The following is a 15,726-nucleotide window of genomic DNA, read 5'->3' on the forward strand; positions in this document are numbered from 1 at the left end:
CGATGGAGTTGTTCGTCCAGACCCTCCTGAACGGGGTGCTCGCCGCCGGGGTGTACGCCCTGGTGGCGAGCGGCCTGGCCATCGCGGTGGGCGTGGTGGGGATCGTGAACTTCGCCCACGGGGAGTTCCTAATGGCCGGGGCCTTCGCGAGCTACTGGCTCTACGTGGCCCGCGGAGCGGACCCCCTCCTCTCGCTCGGGGTGGCGGCGCTCGCGTTGTACCTCGGGGGCGTGCTCACCTACCACGCCCTGATCCGTCCGGTGATGACGGCTCCCGAGCTGAACCAGATGCTCCTTACCTTCGGGCTTTCCGTGCTGCTCCAAAACCTGGCCCTCCTGCTCTTCGGTGGGGACGCGCGGGTGGTCCACCCGCCGTACCAGGGCAGCGCGGTCACCCTGGGGCCGTTCTCGGTGGGGCTCGTGCCGCTCGGGGCTTTCGGCCTGTCCGCGGGGATCCTGGCCGCGCTATACCTCTTCCTCCACCGCAGCCGGACGGGCCTGGCCGTGCGCGCGGTGGCCCAAAACCGCGTCGCTCCCGGCCTCCTTGGGATCGAAACGGAGCGGGTATATGCGCTCGCGTTCGGCCTGTCGGCGGCGCTGGCCGGGGTCGCCGGGGTGATGCTCTCGGTCATGCTGTACGCGAGCCCCACCGTGGGGTTCCTGTACACGCTGAAGTCCTTCGCGATCGTGGTTATGGCCGGCTTGGGGAACATCACCGGGGTGTTGTGGGCGGCGCTGGTGTTGGCGCTTGCTGAAGCGTTTGTTTCCACCTATGTTCCCGGCGGAGGCGGCTGGGTGGAGGCGGTCTTCTTCTTTGTGATCTTCGCCGCACTTGTGGTGCGCAGTTGGAGGGCAGCGTGAGGCTCGTAGCCGCGGTGTTTGCTCTTGCGGTGCTCTTGCCCGTGCTGCCGCTCGGCGGTTGGCGCGCGTTCATGCTGGACGCGGCTCAGTTCGCTTTTATCGTAACCGCCCTCGCGCTTTCCTGGGACCTCATGGCCCGTACGGGCCAGCTCTCCCTGGCCCACGGCGCGTTCTTCGGGGTGGGGGCCTACGCCACCGCGTTCGCCCTGCACCACGGCCTGCCCGTCCCCGCCGCCCTGGCTCTGGGCGGGATGGCGGCAGCGGCCAGCGGCGTAGCGCTCGGCGCGCTCACCCTGCGCCTCCTCGGCATCTACTTCGCCATCGCCACCCTGGCCTTCAGCGAGATCGCCCGCACCCTGGTGCTCAAAGCCCCCGTCACGCTCCTCGGCGGCCCCTGGGGGTACCCCGTGCCGCCCGCGTTCGAAGGCGCCCCGCTCGGCAGCTACTTCCTCGCCGTGGGCGTGTTGGCGCTGGCGGTCGGGGTGAGCCTGATCATGGAGCGCGGCCGCTGGCGCTACGCCACGAGCGCCACGCGCCAGGGGGAGGCGGTGGCGCGGGTGCTCGGCGTGCCGGTGGTCCGCGTCAAGCTCGGGGTGCTCGCGGCCTCGAGCTGCGTCGCCGGGATCGCCGGCGGGGTGTACGGCCTAAAAACGCTCTTCCTCACCCCCTACGACGCCTTCGGCCTCGCCCGGGCCGTCGAGGCCCTGGTCATCCCCATCTTCGGCGGGCTTTACACCACCGCCGGGCCCCTCGTCGGCGGGCTTGTGCTCTCGGCGTTAGAGAACGCCCTGCGCCTTGGGGTGGGCGAGGGGTACCTCGTGGTGTACGGCGCGATCCTGGTCCTCGCGGTCCTCTTCCTTCCCGGAGGGATCGTGCGGCTTTGGAGGCGGCGTGCTTAAGGTGCAAAAACTCACCAAACGCTTTGGAGGGCTCGTGGCTGTGCACGACGCGAGCCTGGAGGTGCGCCCGGGGGAGATCCTCGCGGTGATCGGCCCGAACGGCGCGGGCAAAAGCACCCTCCTCAACCTGGTCTCGGGCCTCCTGCGCCCCGACGCGGGCCGGATCCTCTTCGAGGGGCGTGAGATCACCCGGCTTTCCCCGGAAGCGCGCGCGCACCTCGGGATCGGCCGGGCGTTCCAGATTGTCCAGCCCTTCCCGGAGATGACCGTCCGCGAAAACCTGATGGTGGGCGCGCTCTTCGGCAAGCCCGGCACGACGCTGGCTGAAGCCGAGCGGGTGGTGGCGGCGGTGCTCGAACAAACCAGCCTTGCCGATAAGGCCGACCACCCTGCGTCGGGGCTAACCCTGGTGGAGGACAAGCGGCTGGAGCTTGCTCGAGCCCTCGCCACCCGGCCCAAGCTGCTCCTGCTCGACGAGGTCATGGCGGGGCTCCGCCCCAAGGAGGCCCAGGAGGCCATGCATCTGGTACGGTCGGTGCGCAAGGCGGGCACGAGCGTCCTCTTCATCGAGCACGTGATGCCGGTGGTGAAGGCGCTGGCCGACCGCGTGGTGGTGATGGACCACGGGGAGGTCATCGCCGAGGGACCCTACGAGAGGGTCGCGCAGAACCCCCGCGTGCGCGCGGCGTACCTCGGGAGGTCGGCATGAGGCTCACGGTGGAGGCGCTCGAGGCCGGGTACGGCAAGGCCCAGGTCCTCTTCGGCGTGACCCTCGAGGTCGCCGAGGGGGAGCTCGTGGCCCTTTTGGGCGCGAACGGGGCGGGCAAGACCACCACCCTGCGGGCGGTCTCCGGCCTGCTGCATCCCTGGGGGGGGCGGGTGCGGCTGGATGGGGTGGACCTCCGGCCCCTAAGCCCCGCCCGGCGGGCCCGGATGGGGATGGGACACGTGCCGGAGGGACGGCAGCTCTTTCCACGCATGAGCGTGGAGGAGAACCTCATCCTGGGGGCGGCGTTCCTCGCCTGGGAACGCCGCGCGGAACGCCTGCGCTTCGCGTTCGACCTCTTCCCCCGCCTGGCCGAGCGCCGCCGGCAACCCGCGGGCACCCTCTCCGGCGGCGAACAGCAGATGCTCGCCATCGCGCGCGCCCTGATGGGCGCCCCTCGGATCCTCCTGGTGGACGAGCCCAGCCTGGGCCTCGCTCCAAGGCTCGCGGAGGAGGTGCTCTTCGCGCTCCAAACCGTGTGCCGGGAGGGGGTCGGCGTGCTCCTCGTGGAGCAGAACGTGGCCCTCTCCCTCGAGGTCGCCGATCGGGGGTACGTCCTGGAGCACGGCCGCATCGTGCTGGAAGGCCCAGCCCAGGCGCTGCGCGCGGACCCTCGCGTGCAGCAGGCGTACCTCGCCCTGTAAAGAGGCCGCCTCCTTGATCCTGGTGCAAAAACACTGCTAAAGTAAGGATGTTCCAAGCGGCGTTACACGTTATCGCGGGGTGTCGCTCTCGAGGTCGCGGCCAGCCCGGTCGCACCGATTGCCGGCCTGCCACAGCGCGAGCATTCCAATCGCCGCTTCCCTAGGAAAAGGAAGGAGGCTCGTGTATGCGACGGATCACGCGCGGACTGCTGGCGCTCGGCCTGGTCACGGGCGGGCTATGGGCCAGCACCCAAGGAGCGAACCAGCTGGAGATCTTCTCCTGGTGGACGACCGGCGGCGAGGCCGCAGGGTTGTTCAAGCTGTACGACCTGTACCGCGAACAGCACCCCGGCGTCGAGATCATCAACTCGGTCGTCGCGGGCGGCGCGGGCTCCAACGCCAAGGCCGTCCTCAAGACCCGCATGCTGGGCGGCGACCCCCCGGACTCGTTCCAGGTCCACATGGGTCGCGAGCTCATCGACACCTGGGTCGTTACCGGCTTCATGGAGCCCATCGACTTCCTCTACGAGGAGGAGGGCTGGACCGAGGTCTTCCCTGAAGGCGTCCTCGAGCTGCTCCAGTTCGAGGGGCACTACTACTCGGTCCCCGCAAACATCCACCGGGCGAACGTCCTCTGGTACAACAAACCCCTCTTCGAGCGGCTGGGCCTCACGCCCCCCCGAACCTTCGAGGAGTTCTTCCAGGTGGCGGAGGCCCTCAAGGCCGAGGGCATCACCCCCCTCGCGCTGGGGGACAGCGGCATCTGGGCCTCCACGCACCTGTTCGAGACCGTGCTGATCGGGGTGCTGGGCGCGGAGGGGTACAAGGGCCTGTGGACGGGCGAGACCGACTGGAACGGCCCCGGGGTCCGCGAGGCCCTCGAGGTCATGTCCCGGATGCTGGACTACGTGAACAGCGACCACGCCGCGCGCAGCTGGGACCAGGCGAACGACCTGGTGATCCAGGGCCAGGCCGGCATGACGATCATGGGGGACTGGGTGGACGCGGACAACCTCGCGAAGGGGTTTGAGGACGCGGGCTGGGCCCCCGCCCCGGGCAACGCGGGGATCTACGACGCCCTCTCCGACACCTTCGGCCTGCCCAAGAACGCACCGCACCGCGAGAACGTGATCGACTGGCTGCGCTTGATCGGCTCGAAGGAAGGACAGGAGGCCTTCAACCCCCTTAAGGGCTCGATCTGCGCGCGCACCGACTGTGACCCCAGCCTGTTCGGGCCGTACCTGCAGTGGGCGATGGAGCGGTGGCAGGAGGACACGATCGTCCCCTCGCTCGCGCACGGCGCGGCGGCCAGCGAGCCGTGGGTCGCGGCGATCAACGACGTGATGACCCTCTTCGTCACGAACCGCGACGTGGATCAGGCCCAGCGCCTCCTGGCGCAAGCGTGCGTCGACGCCGGCGTGTGCGCCCGCTAACCGACCGCCTTCCGGCCCGGGGCGGAGACCCGCCCCGGGCCGCCCGTCGCCCGCGCGGAGTAGAGTGAGGGGGAACCATGAGGCGCAAATGGGCACCGGTGCTTCTCATCCTGCCCTCGGCCGTGCTGCTCCTGGTCTTTGTGTACGGCTTTATCGCCTGGACCGCGTGGCTGTCCACAACGAACTTCAACGACCTCTTCGTGCGCGAGCTGAAACCGGTCGGCCTCGCGAACTACCTGCGGCTGTTCGAGCACCCGCGCTTCCAGATCGACCTGAAGAACACCCTGACCTTCAGCCTGATCTTCATCCCCGGCTGCCTGGGGCTCGGCCTCGCCGGCGCCCTCCTCCTCAACAGCGGGGTGCGGTTCGAGGGCGTGTGGCGCACGGTCTTCCTCATGCCGATGGCCCTCTCGTTCATCGTGACCGGCGTGGTCTGGCGCTGGATGATGAACCCCTCGACTGGACTGAACCTCTTGTTCGAGCGGCTGGGTCTAGGGTTCCTCGCGAACGGCTGGTACACCGACCCCGCGATCGGGATCAAGGCCGTGGCCCTCGCCGCCGTCTGGCAGCTCTCCGGGTACACGATGGCCCTGTACCTCGCGGGCCTCCGCGCGATCCCCCGCGAGCTCTACGAGGCCGCAGAGGTGGACGGCGCGAGCGGCTGGGAGGCGTTCCGCCGCATCACCCTGCCCCTCCTCACCCCGGTCACCCTCTCCGCGATCATCATCCTCGGCCACATCTCCCTCAAGATCTTCGACCTGGTGGTGGCCATCGCGGGCAGCAACGGCGGCCCCGGGTTCAGCTCCGACGTCCCCGCGGTCTTCATGTTCCAAACCACCTTCCAGGCCAACCGCTTCGCGGACGGCTCCGCGATCTCGATCGTGCTCCTCATCCTCGTCTCCTTCCTGGTCATCCCCTACCTCCGGTGGAGCCTCCGGCAGGAGGTGCGCGAATGAAGCGCGCCCTCATCTACGCCGGGCTCCTCGCACTCGCGGTCTTCTACCTCACCCCGATCTACGTCCTGGTGGTGAACAGCCTCAAGGACTTCCGCGAGGTGAGCCTCGAGGCCATGTGGCAGCCCTCCGACCACCCCACGCTCGCGAGCTTCGTGCGGGCCTGGCAGGGCGCCCCCGAGACCGGGATGCGCGGGCTCGGGCAGAACTTCTGGAACTCGGTGTACCTGGTGGTCCCCGGCGTCTTCTTCTCGGTCTTTTTAGGCTCCCTGAACGGGTACGTCCTCTCCCTGTGGCGGTTCCGCGGGAGCGAGACCCTGTTCTTCCTCTTGCTTTTTGGCATGTTCATCCCGTACCAGTCCATCCTCATCCCGCTCGTGCGCACCCTCCAAGCCACGGGGCTTTACGGCACGATCCCCGGCCTGGTGCTCACGCACGTGGTGTACGGCCTGCCCATCACCACCCTGATCTTCCGCAACTACTACGCGCAGCTTCCCAAGGACCTGCCGGAGGCTGCACAGATCGACGGAGCGGGCATCCTCGGCATCTACCGGCACATCGTCCTGCCCCTCTCCGCGCCGGCCACGGTGGTCGCGGTGATCTGGCAGTTCACGCAGATATGGAACGACTTCCTCTTCGGTGTGGTGATCACGAACCGCCCCACGGTCCAGCCCATCACGGTGGCCCTCAACAACCTCGCGGGCAGCTTCATCGTGGAGTGGAACGTGCAGATGGCGGGCGCGCTCCTCGCGGCCCTGCCCACGCTGCTCGTTTACGTCCTGATGGGCCGGTACTTCATCCAGGGGCTCCTGGCCGGCTCGGTCAAGGGGTGAACTGGTGCACAAACGCCGCGTGGAAAAACCCGACGGCCGGTACCTGTACCTCTACGGGCACGCACCGCCCGCGGAGACCGCCGCCGCGCATAGCCCCACCGCCCCCCCGCCGGCCCCGCACCTTCGCTGGCACCCGTTGCGGCAGGAGTGGGTGATCTACGCCGCGCACCGCCAAGACCGCACCCACCTGCCCCCCGAAACCCGCTGCCCCCTCTGCCCCGCACGCCCCGACGCTCCCCCCGGCGAGATCCCCTTCGCGACCTTCGAGATCGCGGTCTTTCAAAACCGCTTTCCCGCCCTCACCCCCACGCCCCCCCCACCCCCGGACCTCCCGGTCCCCGCCGCGCCCGCGCACGGAGCCTGCGAGGTCGTGGTGTACACCCCGGAACACACGGCCTCCCTCGCCACCCTCCCCCCCCAACGGCGCGAGCTACTGGTGCGGGTCTGGGCCGACCGGTACGCCGAACTCCTCGCGCACCCCGCGGTGCGGTACGTGATGCCCTTCGAAAACCGCGGCGAGGCCGTGGGCGTGACGCTCCACCACCCGCACGGCCAGATCTACGCGTACCCCTTCCTCCCCCCCGTCCCCGAGCGGGAGGCCGCCGCCTTCCGCGAAGGCCCCGTCCTTCTGCGCCTCCTGGAAACGGCGCGCGAAGGGTACACGGTCCTCGAGGACGCCCACGTCCAGGCCTTCGTCCCGCCGTTCGCCCGCTTCCCCTACGAGGTCTGGGTGGCTCCCAAACGCCCGCACCCCGGCCCCTGGACCTTCACCGACGCCGAGACCCAAAGCTTCGCCCGGATGCTGGGCGAGATCGCCGCCCGCTACGACGCCCTGTTCCAGCGCCCCTGCCCTTACCTCCTCGCCCTTCACGCCGCCCCCAAAGGCACGGAGGCGTACTATCACTTCCACGCGGAGTTCTACCCGTACCTGCGCGCCCCCAACAAGCTCAAGTACCTCGCGGGCACCGAGGTCGGCGCGGGCGCGTTCACGGTGGACGTACTGCCCGAGGTCGCCGCCCAGGCCCTGCGCGAAACGCGCGCGTAAGGAAAGGAGACCAAATGTTCCGGCGCGTGTTCGGCATCCCGCCCGAGGCTGTCGCCCAGGCTCCCGGCCGGGTGAACCTCCTCGGCGAGCACACCGACTACAACGACGGGTTCGTCCTCCCCACCCCCCTCCCCTACCACACCCGCGTGGAGGCCGCGCGGGCCGAGGGCGTGGTGGACGCGTACAACGCCTCCCTCAACGAACGCCGCGCGCGGCCCCTCGAGGCCCCCCCGCAAGGGAACTGGCTCGACTACGTGGCCGGTTGCCTCCACGCGCTACGCACCGCCGGGCACGCCGTTCCCGGCGCGCGGCTCTACATCACCAGCCGCCTCCCCATGGGCGCCGGCCTCGCGAGCTCCGCGGCCCTCGAGGTCGCCGTGCTCCGCGCCCTTTGCGCCCTGTACCGCCTCGAGCTGGACGCGCGCACCCTCGCCCAGCTCGCGCAGCAGGCCGAGGCGACCTACGTGGGGGTGCGCTGCGGCGTGATGGATCCGATGGTCGCCAGCCTGGGCCGGCCGGGCCACGCGCTCTTCCTGGACACGCGCACCCTCGAGGTCGCGCACATCCCCCTCCCCGCAGGGGTGCGCGTCGCGGTGGTGGACTCCGGCGTCCCCCGCCGCCTCGCGGAGGCCGGGTATAACCAGCGCCGCAGCGAGTGCGAGGCCGCCGCTCAGGCGCTCGGCGTCCCGGCCCTGCGCGACCTCACCCCCGCGGATCGTTCGCGCCTCGAGGCCCTGCCTGCACCGCTCGACCGGCGAGCTTGGCACGTGATCACCGAGAACGCCCGGGTCCTGGAGGGCCTCGAGGCCTTAAAGCGCGGGGACGCCGCGCGCTTCGGGGCGCTCATGCTGGCCTCGCACGCCTCGCTGCGGGACGCGTTCGAGGTCAGCACCCCCGAGCTCGACGCGCTCGTCGCGCTGGCGCTCGAGGCGGGGGCGCTCGGCGCGCGGCTCACCGGGGCCGGGTTCGGCGGCGCGATCGTGGCCCTCGTCCCCCAAACGCGGTACGCGGCCTGGAGGCAACGCGTCCTCGCGGGGTGGTCCCGGGGCCGGGTCTACTGACCCCATGGGGCGTTGCGGCCGGGGCGTTTAGCGAGGGGTCCCGTTCTCCCCTGCGCACTATTGATGTATACACTAGGTTTTGGATAGGGTATAAGAAAGTAGGTTTTGGATACAGGATATGAGTCTACTCCCTGGGGGAGGGAGTGAGGTGCGTATGTACTGGATCGGTTTGGTGCTTAACTTCTTTATCGCTGGCAGCGGTTATCTGGTCCTACCTCCGGGCAGGCGCCTGTCGGGCGCGGGGTTTTTCTTTCTGTGGGCCGTGTGGATGCTTATAGGGCTGGGGTTTGCTCTGGGCGGCTGGATCATCGTGGTGATGACGGCCCTCAACCTGACCAGCGTGGTGCACTTCCGCAACACCTGGGAGCTGGTGCAGGAGGAGTCCACCCGCTAGCCTCAAAAGCGGTATGTCGACGCCTAACGGCACGGGCCCGGGGGCCCGGGCGGCGCTCAGAAAAACGCCTCCATGGCGGCCGCGACAGCGGGCCCAGCATCGCCCTTAGCCCCAAAGCCGTTCCGCCAGGGCCAGCAGCGCCCGGTCGCTTCCCCTAGGCCCCACGAGCTGCACGCCCACCGGCGGCGCCCCCTCTGGCGCGGCCGGCACGACCACCACCGGCAGCCCCGCGAGGCTCGCGGGGTTCATGAGGGGCAAAATCCGGGCGCGGAACGCCCGGGCCACCTCGGGGTCCTCGAGGGCCGCGACCTGAGGGGCCACCCCCGGCGCGGCGGGTAGGAGCAGCACGGCCGCCTCCCCCACGAGGCGGTCCAGGGCGTGGGTGAGCCGCGCGCGTTCCGCCGAGGCCCGGCCCAGCTCGGCAGCGCTGCGCTGCCGGCCGATCTCGAGGAGCCGCGCCACGTCCGGCCCCAGCCGCGGGCGGCGGGCCTCGAGCCACGCCTGGTGCACCGCCCACGCTTCCGCGCCCTGGAGCGCGCTTTGCGCAGCGTGGATGGCCTCGAGCGCGTCCAGCGTGACCTCGCGCACCTCAATCCCCCGCGCCTCGAGGGCGTCCGCGACCCGCCGCACTGCCGCGGCGGCCTCGGGCTCCACGCGCTCGAGCGCGTCTTGCGCGATCCAGGCGCGCTTCAAGGCCCTGGTCCCCGAAGGGACGGGGGGGCGGAGCAGGACCTCGGCCACTCGCCGGAGCACCCCGGGGGTCCGCGCGAAGACCCCGACGGTGTCGAAGGAAGACGCGAGGGGCACCACGCCGTCCTCGGGGATGTGCCCGTGCGTGGGGCGGTACCCGTAGATCCCGCAGAACGAAGCGGGGGCGCGGATCGAGCCCCCGGTGTCCGTGCCCAGCGCGAAGTCCACGAGCCCCGCCGCGACCGCGACGGCCGAGCCGGAGCTCGAACCGCCCGGGATTCCGCCCGGCACGCGCGGGTTTTTGGGCGTGCCGTAGTGGGGGTTGATCCCGGTGATGCCGTAGGCGAGCTCGTGCAGGTGCGTCTTCCCCACGAGCACCGCCCCAGCCTCCCGCAGGGCCCGGACCGCCCAGGCGTCCTGCCGGGGCAAGCCACGCCAGGCGGCGAACTCAGGGTTTCCCGCGGTGGTGGCCCGGCCACGTCGAAGAGGTCCTTTACCGCGTACCGGAGGCCGGCGAGCGGGCCTTCAGCACCCGCTTCCTCCGGCACCCGCACCACCCAGCAGCCGTACGGGTCCGCCACGGCCCTACCCTTCCCGCCGCCACTCCCCGGACTTGCCGCCCGCCTTGTGCAACAGGCGCAGGTCCGTGATCTCGAGGGCTTTCGAGCTCGCCTTGAGCATGTCGTAGACGTTCAACGCCGCGACCGCGCAGGCGGTCAAGGCCTCCATCTCCACGCCGGTCTCGGCCTTGGTGCGCACCGTCGCGGTGATGTACACCTCCGGCACCTCGGGGCGAAACTCGAGCCGCACCTCCACCCCCGTGAGGGGGAGGGGGTGGCAGAGGGGAATGAGCTCCGCGGTTTTCTTAGCGCCGAAGATGCCCGCGAGCTGCGCCACGGCAAGCGGGTCGCCCTTGCCGACCCCGCCCGCCTCGAGGGCCTGGGCGGCCTCGGGGGTGAGCTTCACGCGCGCTTCGGCGGTGGCGGTGCGGTGGGTGGCGGGTTTTTGGGTCACGTCCACCATCCGTGGCCGGCCATCCTTGAAGTGGGTGAGTTCGCCCATGGTTACACGTCCTTTCGTTCAAAGAAAAACACGGCCAAGAGCCCGAATCCGATCGTGTAGATCAAGAGGAGGCTGACCCCAAGCCCCCAGTCTTCCGGGCGCAGGTACAGGTCCAGGTAGGTGGTGAGGAGGAGGGGGGTGAGGGCTGGGAAGACCACAAGCATTCGCATGAGCAACACCGTGGCCACGGTGCTGAGGGCCGCCGCGGTCGTGGAGAGGAAGACCACCGCGAAGAGGAGGGCGAGGGCCCCGATCGGCAACAGGGTCGCGCCCGCGAGGAGGTAGGCGCGGAGGATCTCGGTGAAGGCCGCGGCCGGGGTGAGGAACCCTACCCCAGCGAACCCCCCAGGGCCGAGCCCCGTGCCGCCGAAGAAGCCCGCAAACCCGTGCGGTACCCCGGCCAGCACCCCCCCCGCCAGGCTCGCCGCGAGCAGCAGGAAGGGGTAGGCGAGGACCACGAGGAGCTTCACGAGGATCAGGTGCGCGCGCGAGAGGGGGCGGAGCAACAAGGGCTTGAGCGTGCCCGCGCTGACCTCCGCGCCCAGCACCTCGGCCGCGGTCATGGCCACCAGGAAGGGGAAGAGGAACTCCATGCCCGCCAACAGCGCTAGAGCCGGTACCTGCCACCCGGAGACGAGCACCAGCCCGTACACCTGCTGTAAGCCCGGGGCGAGCGACCACAGGATCGGCAGCAGCAGGGCCGCACCCAGCCCCAGGCGCACCGAACGCAGGTGCGCGAGCTTCCCGAGTTCCCACACGACGAACCTACGCATGCTGCACCCGCTCCCGATAGTACTCGTACAAATCAAAGTAGTCCCGCGTCACCTCGTGCACCCGGTACCCGTCCCGCACCAGGACCTTCACCGCCTCCTCGACCTCTCCCTCGAGGATCAACCACTCCCCGCGCAAGCGCACCTCCCGCACCCCAGGGAAGGTCTCGAGGTACGCCGCGGCTCGCGAGGCTTCGCTCACGCGCAGGCGGTACCGGGGCGCGTCGGGCGCGAGGCGCACCTCGTCCAGCAAACGGCCGCCCCCCAGGATCCCCACGCGGTGCGCGTACCCCGAGACCTCGCGCAGGTGGTGCGTGGAGAGCAGGACCGCCGTGCCCGCGGCGGCCTGCTCCGCGAGGATCTCGTGCACCAGCTGGATCCCCAAGGGGTCCAGGCCGCTCGTGGGTTCATCCAAAACGAGCACCTTCGGCTCAGCGAGGATCGCCGCGGCGAGGCCCAGCCGCTGTCGCTGTCCCAGCGAGTAACTCCCGACCGGCCGGTCCGCTACCGACAAGAGCTCGAGCCGGGCCAGCACCTCGCGGATGCGCCGGTGCGGGTTTCTCAGTCCGCTGAGCCACGCGAGGCGCTCGAGATTCACCCGGCCCGTCAGGTACCCGTAGAAGGCCGCGGGGGCCTCGACCACCGCGCCCAGGTACCGGCGTGCGCGGTACCCTTCCTCGTGGATGTTCTGGCCGAGCATCAGCACCTTGCCGCGCGTGGGGTACGCGAGGCCCGTCACGAGCCGGATCAGGGTGGTCTTGCCCGAGCCGTTCGGACCCGCCAGGGCGTAGACCTCACCGGGACGCAGGGCGAGGTGCACGCCTTCCAGTACCGGTCTTCGGCCGTAGTGCTTGGTCAAGTCGATCGCCTCGAGGCTCGCCTCCTCGGAGGCTCGGACCGCGTTCCGCATAACCCAAGTATATGAGGGATGTGGTAGACTACTCCTCGCCCCCGGTCCGACGCGGCGGCCCGCCGTGAACCGGGTCAGGTCCGGAAGGAAGCAGCCCTAAGCGGTGAGGGTCGGGTGCCGTCGGGCAGCCGGGGGTTTTTCCCCCTACAACAGGTTGCGGGAGCCCCTTCAGCGCTTTCCGCGAGGCAATACAGCCCTCAAGGCGCTCGAGGGCGCGGCCGCTCCGCGCCCTCCACAAGCCAAAGCCGCTTTATTACCCGCCGATGATGCGCGCCACCGCGGCCATCTCGAGGCCCAGCAGGTGCAGCACGTCGTCCAGGGTGAAGATCCCCACTAGCCGCCCTTCCGGGTCCACCACCGGAAAGCGGCGAATCGCTTTGTCCTTCACCTCCTCGAGGGCCTCGAAAAGGCTCAGCTCCTCTCCGAGCGTCACGGGGTCGGGCGTCATGACCCGCCGCACCGGCGTCGCTTCGGGATCCAGCCCCTCCGCCACCACCCGCACCGTTATGTCCCGGTCGGTGAGCACCCCCACCGGCCGGAGCCCCTCGACCACCACCACGCTGCCCACGTTGATGTCCGCCATGAGGCGGGCGGCGTCCGCCACGCTCGCGCTGGGCGGAACGGTCACCACGTCCGGTCGGGCGAACTCGAGCAAACCCATACGCCCCCCTCTCTCCCTATGGTACGCTGCTTTCCCGCATCCCCCCGGTCACGCGTGCATCCCCTATGATGGAGGGGGATGAGCGCCCTTTACCGCAGGGCCCGGCCCGTCACTTTCGACGCGGTCGTCGGCCAGGAGCACGTGAAGGAGGTCCTCCAGAACGCGATCCGCACCGACCGGCTCGCGCAAGCGTACCTCTTCAGCGGCCCGCGCGGCGTGGGCAAGACCACCACCGCTCGGCTCATCGCGATGAGCGTGGGCTGCCAGGCTGCGCCGGAGGCTCGGCCCTGCGGAGCGTGCGAGAACTGCCTTGCCGTACGGGACGGGCGGCACCCGGACGTTCTCGAGATCGACGCGGCCTCCAACAACTCGGTGGAGGACGTGCGCGAGCTCCGCGAGCGCATCCTGCTCGCCCCCATCCAGAGCGCAAGGAAGGTCTTCATCCTGGACGAGGCGCACATGATGTCCAAAAGCGCCTTCAATGCGCTCCTCAAAACCCTTGAGGAGCCCCCGCCGCACGTGATCTTCATCTTCGCGACCACCGAACCCGAACGCATGCCGCCCACCATCCTCTCGCGCACCCAACACTTCCGCTTCCGTCGCCTTACCGAAGAGGAGATCGCGGGAAAACTCCAGCAGATCACGCGGGCGGAGGGCCTCGAGATCGCCCCCGAGGCCCTGGCCCTCGTGGCGCGGATGGCGGACGGCGCGATGCGCGACGCGGAGAGCATCCTGGACCGCCTCCTCGCGCTCGGCAAGAACCCCGTCACCCTCGCGGACGCGGAGGCTGCGTTGGGCCTGCCCCCCCAGCACCGGATCCAGCAACTCGCGGAGGCCCTGGCGCGCGGCGCGATCGAGCAGGCGCTCGCCGAGGCCCGGCAGCTGTACCGCGAGGGCTACTCGGCCCGCACCCTGACCGAGCAGGTGGCCGAGGCGTTGCGGAGCGGGCTGTATGCCCGGCTGGGCCTAGGCTCGGGGCCGGACCTCGCAGCGAACGAGGCCCAGGTGATCGCGGCCTTAAGCGCGCTGGACGAGCACGCGGAACGCCTGCTCCGGCGCGACAACCCGTTCACCCTGGAGCTGGGGCTGTTGAAGGCCTACCGCGCGATGCACGCCGCATCCCCGCCGGAGGCCGCCCCCCCCGCCCCGCCGCCCCCGCCGGAGTTCGACCCCACTCGGTCCCCACCGCGCCGGCGGGCACCGGACCCGCCCCCCACGCCCGCGCCCAACGACCCCGCGCCCCAAAGGACCGCGGACCTCACGCAAGCCTGGCGCGCCATCCTCGCTCAACTCAAGCCCACGCTGCGGGCCTTCGTGCGCGAGGCCCGGCCGCACCTGGAGGCGGACCGGTTGGTCCTGGTCTTCCCCGAACCGTACCGCTTCCACTACGAGAACGCCCAGCGGCACGAAGCCACGATCGCCCAGCTCGTGCAGCAGGAGCTGGGCCTCGAGGTCGCGCTCGTGCACCAGGGCACCCCCGCACGCAAAAAAAAAGCGGCGGATCAGCCACCCCCCCCGCCGGCTGACCCGCCCCCTAGCCCAGACGCCGAGCCTCCCGAAACGCCCCCACAACCGCCCCGCACCCCGCCCCCGCCGGAGGAGGACGCCCGGGCCACGCTGGATGCTCCGGAAGAAGAAGCGCAGCGGGAGGACCTGCTGGAGCACCCCGCGGTCCGTAAGCTCCAGCAGCTCTTCAAAGCGCGCGTCAAACAGGTCTGGCGCGAGCCGGAGGGGGCCGATCCCGAGGCCGGCCCTCCAGGCGAGGCGTGACGCTACGACCCCCGACGAAACCCCTTTTTGAGCCGCTGGTACACGGGGTCCGCGAGCAGCTTCCGCATCTCCTCGCGCATGCGCCGCGGGTCGTGCGCGTACCGCCGCGCGATCTCCTCCTGGCGCGCGCGGAACGCCTCGAAGAGGGCCAGGGGATCCGCCTCCTCCCCGAGCTCGAGCGCCATCCCGTCGTGCGCGAAGCCCACCCAGTCCCCAGCCGTGCGCGCCAGGCGGTCGTACTCCTCGGGCAGCAACCCGATGGCCTCGTACAGGTGCGTGAACACCAGACGGTCGGTCTTCCCCCGCCACTCCTCGAGCACCGCCTCCCAGGCCTTGAAGCGCCGGAAGGCCGGGTGCGTTGGCGGGAGCGGCGCGGGAAGGGCCGCCTGCGGCAGGCGCGGCACCTGGAGGACCGCGAGGGCGAACCGCCCCTCGGGCACGGGCAAGGTTTGGTAGTGATCCGGGGCGTACAGGACCCGACCGGCCGCCCCCTCGATCACGTAGCTGTAGATGGGCTCCTCCTCCGCGTGCCTTAGCGCCATCCAGCGCAGCCCCGCAACCTGGAGCGGCCGTTCCGGAGCGAACCGCGTGACCTCGAGCCAGCCCCGGCGCGCCATGTGCTCGAGGGGGTAGCGCCGCATGAGTTCCGGGTACAGTTCGTGCGGCACGTACCCCCGCACCGGCCGCCCGCGGGCCTGCGCGAGAAACTCGATCACCCGCATCCCCGCCGCGTGGTCGGGGTGCGCGTGCGTCCAGAACACCGCCTGGGGCGCGAGGTCCAGCGCGACGAGGCGGGCGTTGATCTCCTCGGGGGTGTCGATCAGCACCGCCCCCTCGTGCACGTACAGGCTCGGCCCCGCGCGCTGGTGCCGCCCCCCAAAGCGACGCGCGGCGGTACACACCCGGCAAGCGCACCCCGCCTTGGGGGTGGGCTGCGACCCCCCGGACCCCACGACGATCAGCCGCATCCCTTCC

General features: G+C 70.4%; 16 protein-coding genes, 1 other RNA gene and 2 pseudogenes. 13 read left to right on the top strand and 6 right to left on the bottom strand.

Annotated features, from left to right (window positions below):
• Positions 1-2: 2 nt before the first annotated feature.
• The 11 genes and pseudogenes from MARKY_RS10820 to MARKY_RS10865 all read left to right on the top strand — a co-directional run bounded on the left by MARKY_RS10820 (position 3) and on the right by MARKY_RS10865 (position 8,888).
• Entirely contained in the window at positions 3-860 is an 858-nt protein-coding gene (locus MARKY_RS10820) for a branched-chain amino acid ABC transporter permease (protein WP_013704918.1), read from the top strand.
• Positions 857-1,759 (top strand): branched-chain amino acid ABC transporter permease, encoded by a 903-nt coding sequence (locus tag MARKY_RS10825; RefSeq protein ID WP_013704919.1) that lies wholly within the window; start codon positions 857-859, stop codon positions 1,757-1,759. Before MARKY_RS10820 ends, MARKY_RS10825 begins: the two co-directional genes overlap by 4 nt.
• Before the next feature lie 19 nt (positions 1,760-1,778).
• Positions 1,779-2,231 (top strand): annotated as a pseudogene (locus MARKY_RS12315) (ABC transporter ATP-binding protein); the annotation flags it as partial.
• A 144-nt stretch (positions 2,232-2,375) separates the two neighbouring features.
• Entirely contained in the window at positions 2,376-2,468 is a 93-nt protein-coding gene (locus tag MARKY_RS12320; protein ID WP_425357345.1) for an ABC transporter ATP-binding protein C-terminal domain-containing protein, read from the top strand.
• A complete protein-coding gene (locus MARKY_RS10835; RefSeq protein WP_013704921.1) occupies positions 2,465-3,169 on the top strand; it encodes an ABC transporter ATP-binding protein in 705 nt (234 codons plus the stop codon). Before MARKY_RS12320 ends, MARKY_RS10835 begins: the two co-directional genes overlap by 4 nt.
• Positions 3,170-3,354: 185 nt before the next feature.
• A complete protein-coding gene (locus MARKY_RS10840) occupies positions 3,355-4,602 on the top strand; it encodes an ABC transporter substrate-binding protein (protein ID WP_013704922.1) in 1,248 nt (415 codons plus the stop codon).
• A 77-nt stretch (positions 4,603-4,679) separates the two neighbouring features.
• Positions 4,680-5,558 carry a carbohydrate ABC transporter permease gene (locus MARKY_RS10845; protein WP_013704923.1) on the top strand — a complete coding sequence of 293 codons (879 nt, stop codon included), beginning with the start codon at positions 4,680-4,682 and terminating at the stop codon, positions 5,556-5,558.
• Entirely contained in the window at positions 5,555-6,388 is an 834-nt protein-coding gene (locus tag MARKY_RS10850) for a carbohydrate ABC transporter permease (protein WP_013704924.1), read from the top strand. Before MARKY_RS10845 ends, MARKY_RS10850 begins: the two co-directional genes overlap by 4 nt.
• Before the next feature lie 4 nt (positions 6,389-6,392).
• Positions 6,393-7,433 carry a galactose-1-phosphate uridylyltransferase gene (gene galT / locus MARKY_RS10855; RefSeq protein WP_013704925.1) on the top strand — a complete coding sequence of 347 codons (1,041 nt, stop codon included), beginning with the start codon at positions 6,393-6,395 and terminating at the stop codon, positions 7,431-7,433.
• Positions 7,434-7,447: 14 nt separating this feature from the next.
• On the top strand, positions 7,448-8,494 hold the full coding sequence (galK, locus tag MARKY_RS10860; protein ID WP_013704926.1) for a galactokinase: 1,047 nt from the start codon (positions 7,448-7,450) through the stop codon (positions 8,492-8,494).
• Between the two features lie 154 nt (positions 8,495-8,648).
• Positions 8,649-8,888, top strand: coding sequence for a hypothetical protein (locus MARKY_RS10865; protein ID WP_013704927.1), 240 nt, complete (start codon positions 8,649-8,651; stop codon positions 8,886-8,888).
• Between the two features lie 105 nt (positions 8,889-8,993).
• On the opposite strand, the pseudogene MARKY_RS10870 reads toward MARKY_RS10865, so the two are convergent.
• The 4 genes and pseudogenes from MARKY_RS10870 to MARKY_RS10885 form a co-directional block, all read right to left on the bottom strand.
• Positions 8,994-10,034: pseudogene (locus tag MARKY_RS10870) on the bottom strand (amidase family protein); the annotation flags it as partial.
• A gap of 129 nt (positions 10,035-10,163) precedes the next feature.
• Positions 10,164-10,640: a cyclic pyranopterin monophosphate synthase MoaC gene (gene moaC / locus MARKY_RS10875; protein WP_013704928.1), complete on the bottom strand. Its 477-nt coding sequence runs from the start codon at positions 10,638-10,640 to the stop codon at positions 10,164-10,166.
• A 2-nt stretch (positions 10,641-10,642) separates the two neighbouring features.
• A complete protein-coding gene (locus MARKY_RS10880) occupies positions 10,643-11,413 on the bottom strand; it encodes an ABC transporter permease (RefSeq protein WP_013704929.1) in 771 nt (256 codons plus the stop codon).
• Positions 11,406-12,320: an ABC transporter ATP-binding protein gene (locus tag MARKY_RS10885; protein WP_013704930.1), complete on the bottom strand. Its 915-nt coding sequence runs from the start codon at positions 12,318-12,320 to the stop codon at positions 11,406-11,408. Before MARKY_RS10885 ends, MARKY_RS10880 begins: the two co-directional genes overlap by 8 nt.
• 38 nt (positions 12,321-12,358) lie before the next feature.
• On the opposite strand from MARKY_RS10885, the gene ffs reads away from it, so the two are divergent.
• Positions 12,359-12,458: signal recognition particle sRNA small type (ffs, locus tag MARKY_RS11520), an RNA gene on the top strand.
• Between the two features lie 115 nt (positions 12,459-12,573).
• Here the strand turns inward: ffs and MARKY_RS10890 are convergent.
• Positions 12,574-12,981: a CBS domain-containing protein gene (locus MARKY_RS10890; RefSeq protein ID WP_013704931.1), complete on the bottom strand. Its 408-nt coding sequence runs from the start codon at positions 12,979-12,981 to the stop codon at positions 12,574-12,576.
• A 78-nt stretch (positions 12,982-13,059) separates the two neighbouring features.
• Between MARKY_RS10890 and dnaX the strand changes: the two genes are divergently transcribed.
• Complete coding sequence (dnaX, locus tag MARKY_RS10895; RefSeq protein ID WP_013704932.1) at positions 13,060-14,751, top strand: DNA polymerase III subunit gamma/tau; 1,692 nt, start codon at positions 13,060-13,062, stop codon at positions 14,749-14,751.
• Positions 14,752-14,753: 2 nt separating this feature from the next.
• Here the strand turns inward: dnaX and MARKY_RS10900 are convergent, their stop codons facing one another.
• The gene (locus MARKY_RS10900; protein ID WP_013704933.1) at positions 14,754-15,719 is read right to left on the bottom strand and encodes an MBL fold metallo-hydrolase; all 966 of its coding nucleotides are present in this window, start codon (positions 15,717-15,719) and stop codon (positions 14,754-14,756) included.
• Between the last annotated feature and the right edge of the window lie 7 nt (positions 15,720-15,726).

This window comes from Marinithermus hydrothermalis DSM 14884 (assembly GCF_000195335.1).
GTDB lineage: Bacteria > Deinococcota > Deinococci > Deinococcales > Marinithermaceae > Marinithermus > Marinithermus hydrothermalis.

Bases quoted from the DNA above. Each gene is read 5' to 3' on its own strand.
- MARKY_RS10820 (WP_013704918.1), top strand. From the start codon at position 3: ATGGAGTTGTTCGTCCAGACCCTCCTGAACGGGGTGCTCGCCGCCGGG.
- MARKY_RS12320 (WP_425357345.1), top strand. From the start codon at position 2,376: ATGGACCACGGGGAGGTCATCGCCGAGGGACCCTACGAGAGGGTCGCG.
- MARKY_RS10835 (WP_013704921.1), top strand. From the start codon at position 2,465: ATGAGGCTCACGGTGGAGGCGCTCGAGGCCGGGTACGGCAAGGCCCAG.
- MARKY_RS10840 (WP_013704922.1), top strand. From the start codon at position 3,355: ATGCGACGGATCACGCGCGGACTGCTGGCGCTCGGCCTGGTCACGGGC.
- MARKY_RS10845 (WP_013704923.1), top strand. From the start codon at position 4,680: ATGAGGCGCAAATGGGCACCGGTGCTTCTCATCCTGCCCTCGGCCGTG.
- MARKY_RS10850 (WP_013704924.1), top strand. From the start codon at position 5,555: ATGAAGCGCGCCCTCATCTACGCCGGGCTCCTCGCACTCGCGGTCTTC.
- galK (WP_013704926.1), top strand. From the start codon at position 7,448: ATGTTCCGGCGCGTGTTCGGCATCCCGCCCGAGGCTGTCGCCCAGGCT.
- MARKY_RS10865 (WP_013704927.1), top strand. From the start codon at position 8,649: ATGTACTGGATCGGTTTGGTGCTTAACTTCTTTATCGCTGGCAGCGGT.
- moaC (WP_013704928.1), bottom strand. From the start codon at position 10,640: ATGGGCGAACTCACCCACTTCAAGGATGGCCGGCCACGGATGGTGGAC.
- MARKY_RS10880 (WP_013704929.1), bottom strand. From the start codon at position 11,413: ATGCGTAGGTTCGTCGTGTGGGAACTCGGGAAGCTCGCGCACCTGCGT.
- MARKY_RS10885 (WP_013704930.1), bottom strand. From the start codon at position 12,320: ATGCGGAACGCGGTCCGAGCCTCCGAGGAGGCGAGCCTCGAGGCGATC.
- MARKY_RS10890 (WP_013704931.1), bottom strand. From the start codon at position 12,981: ATGGGTTTGCTCGAGTTCGCCCGACCGGACGTGGTGACCGTTCCGCCC.
- dnaX (WP_013704932.1), top strand. From the start codon at position 13,060: ATGAGCGCCCTTTACCGCAGGGCCCGGCCCGTCACTTTCGACGCGGTC.
- MARKY_RS10900 (WP_013704933.1), bottom strand. From the start codon at position 15,719: ATGCGGCTGATCGTCGTGGGGTCCGGGGGGTCGCAGCCCACCCCCAAG.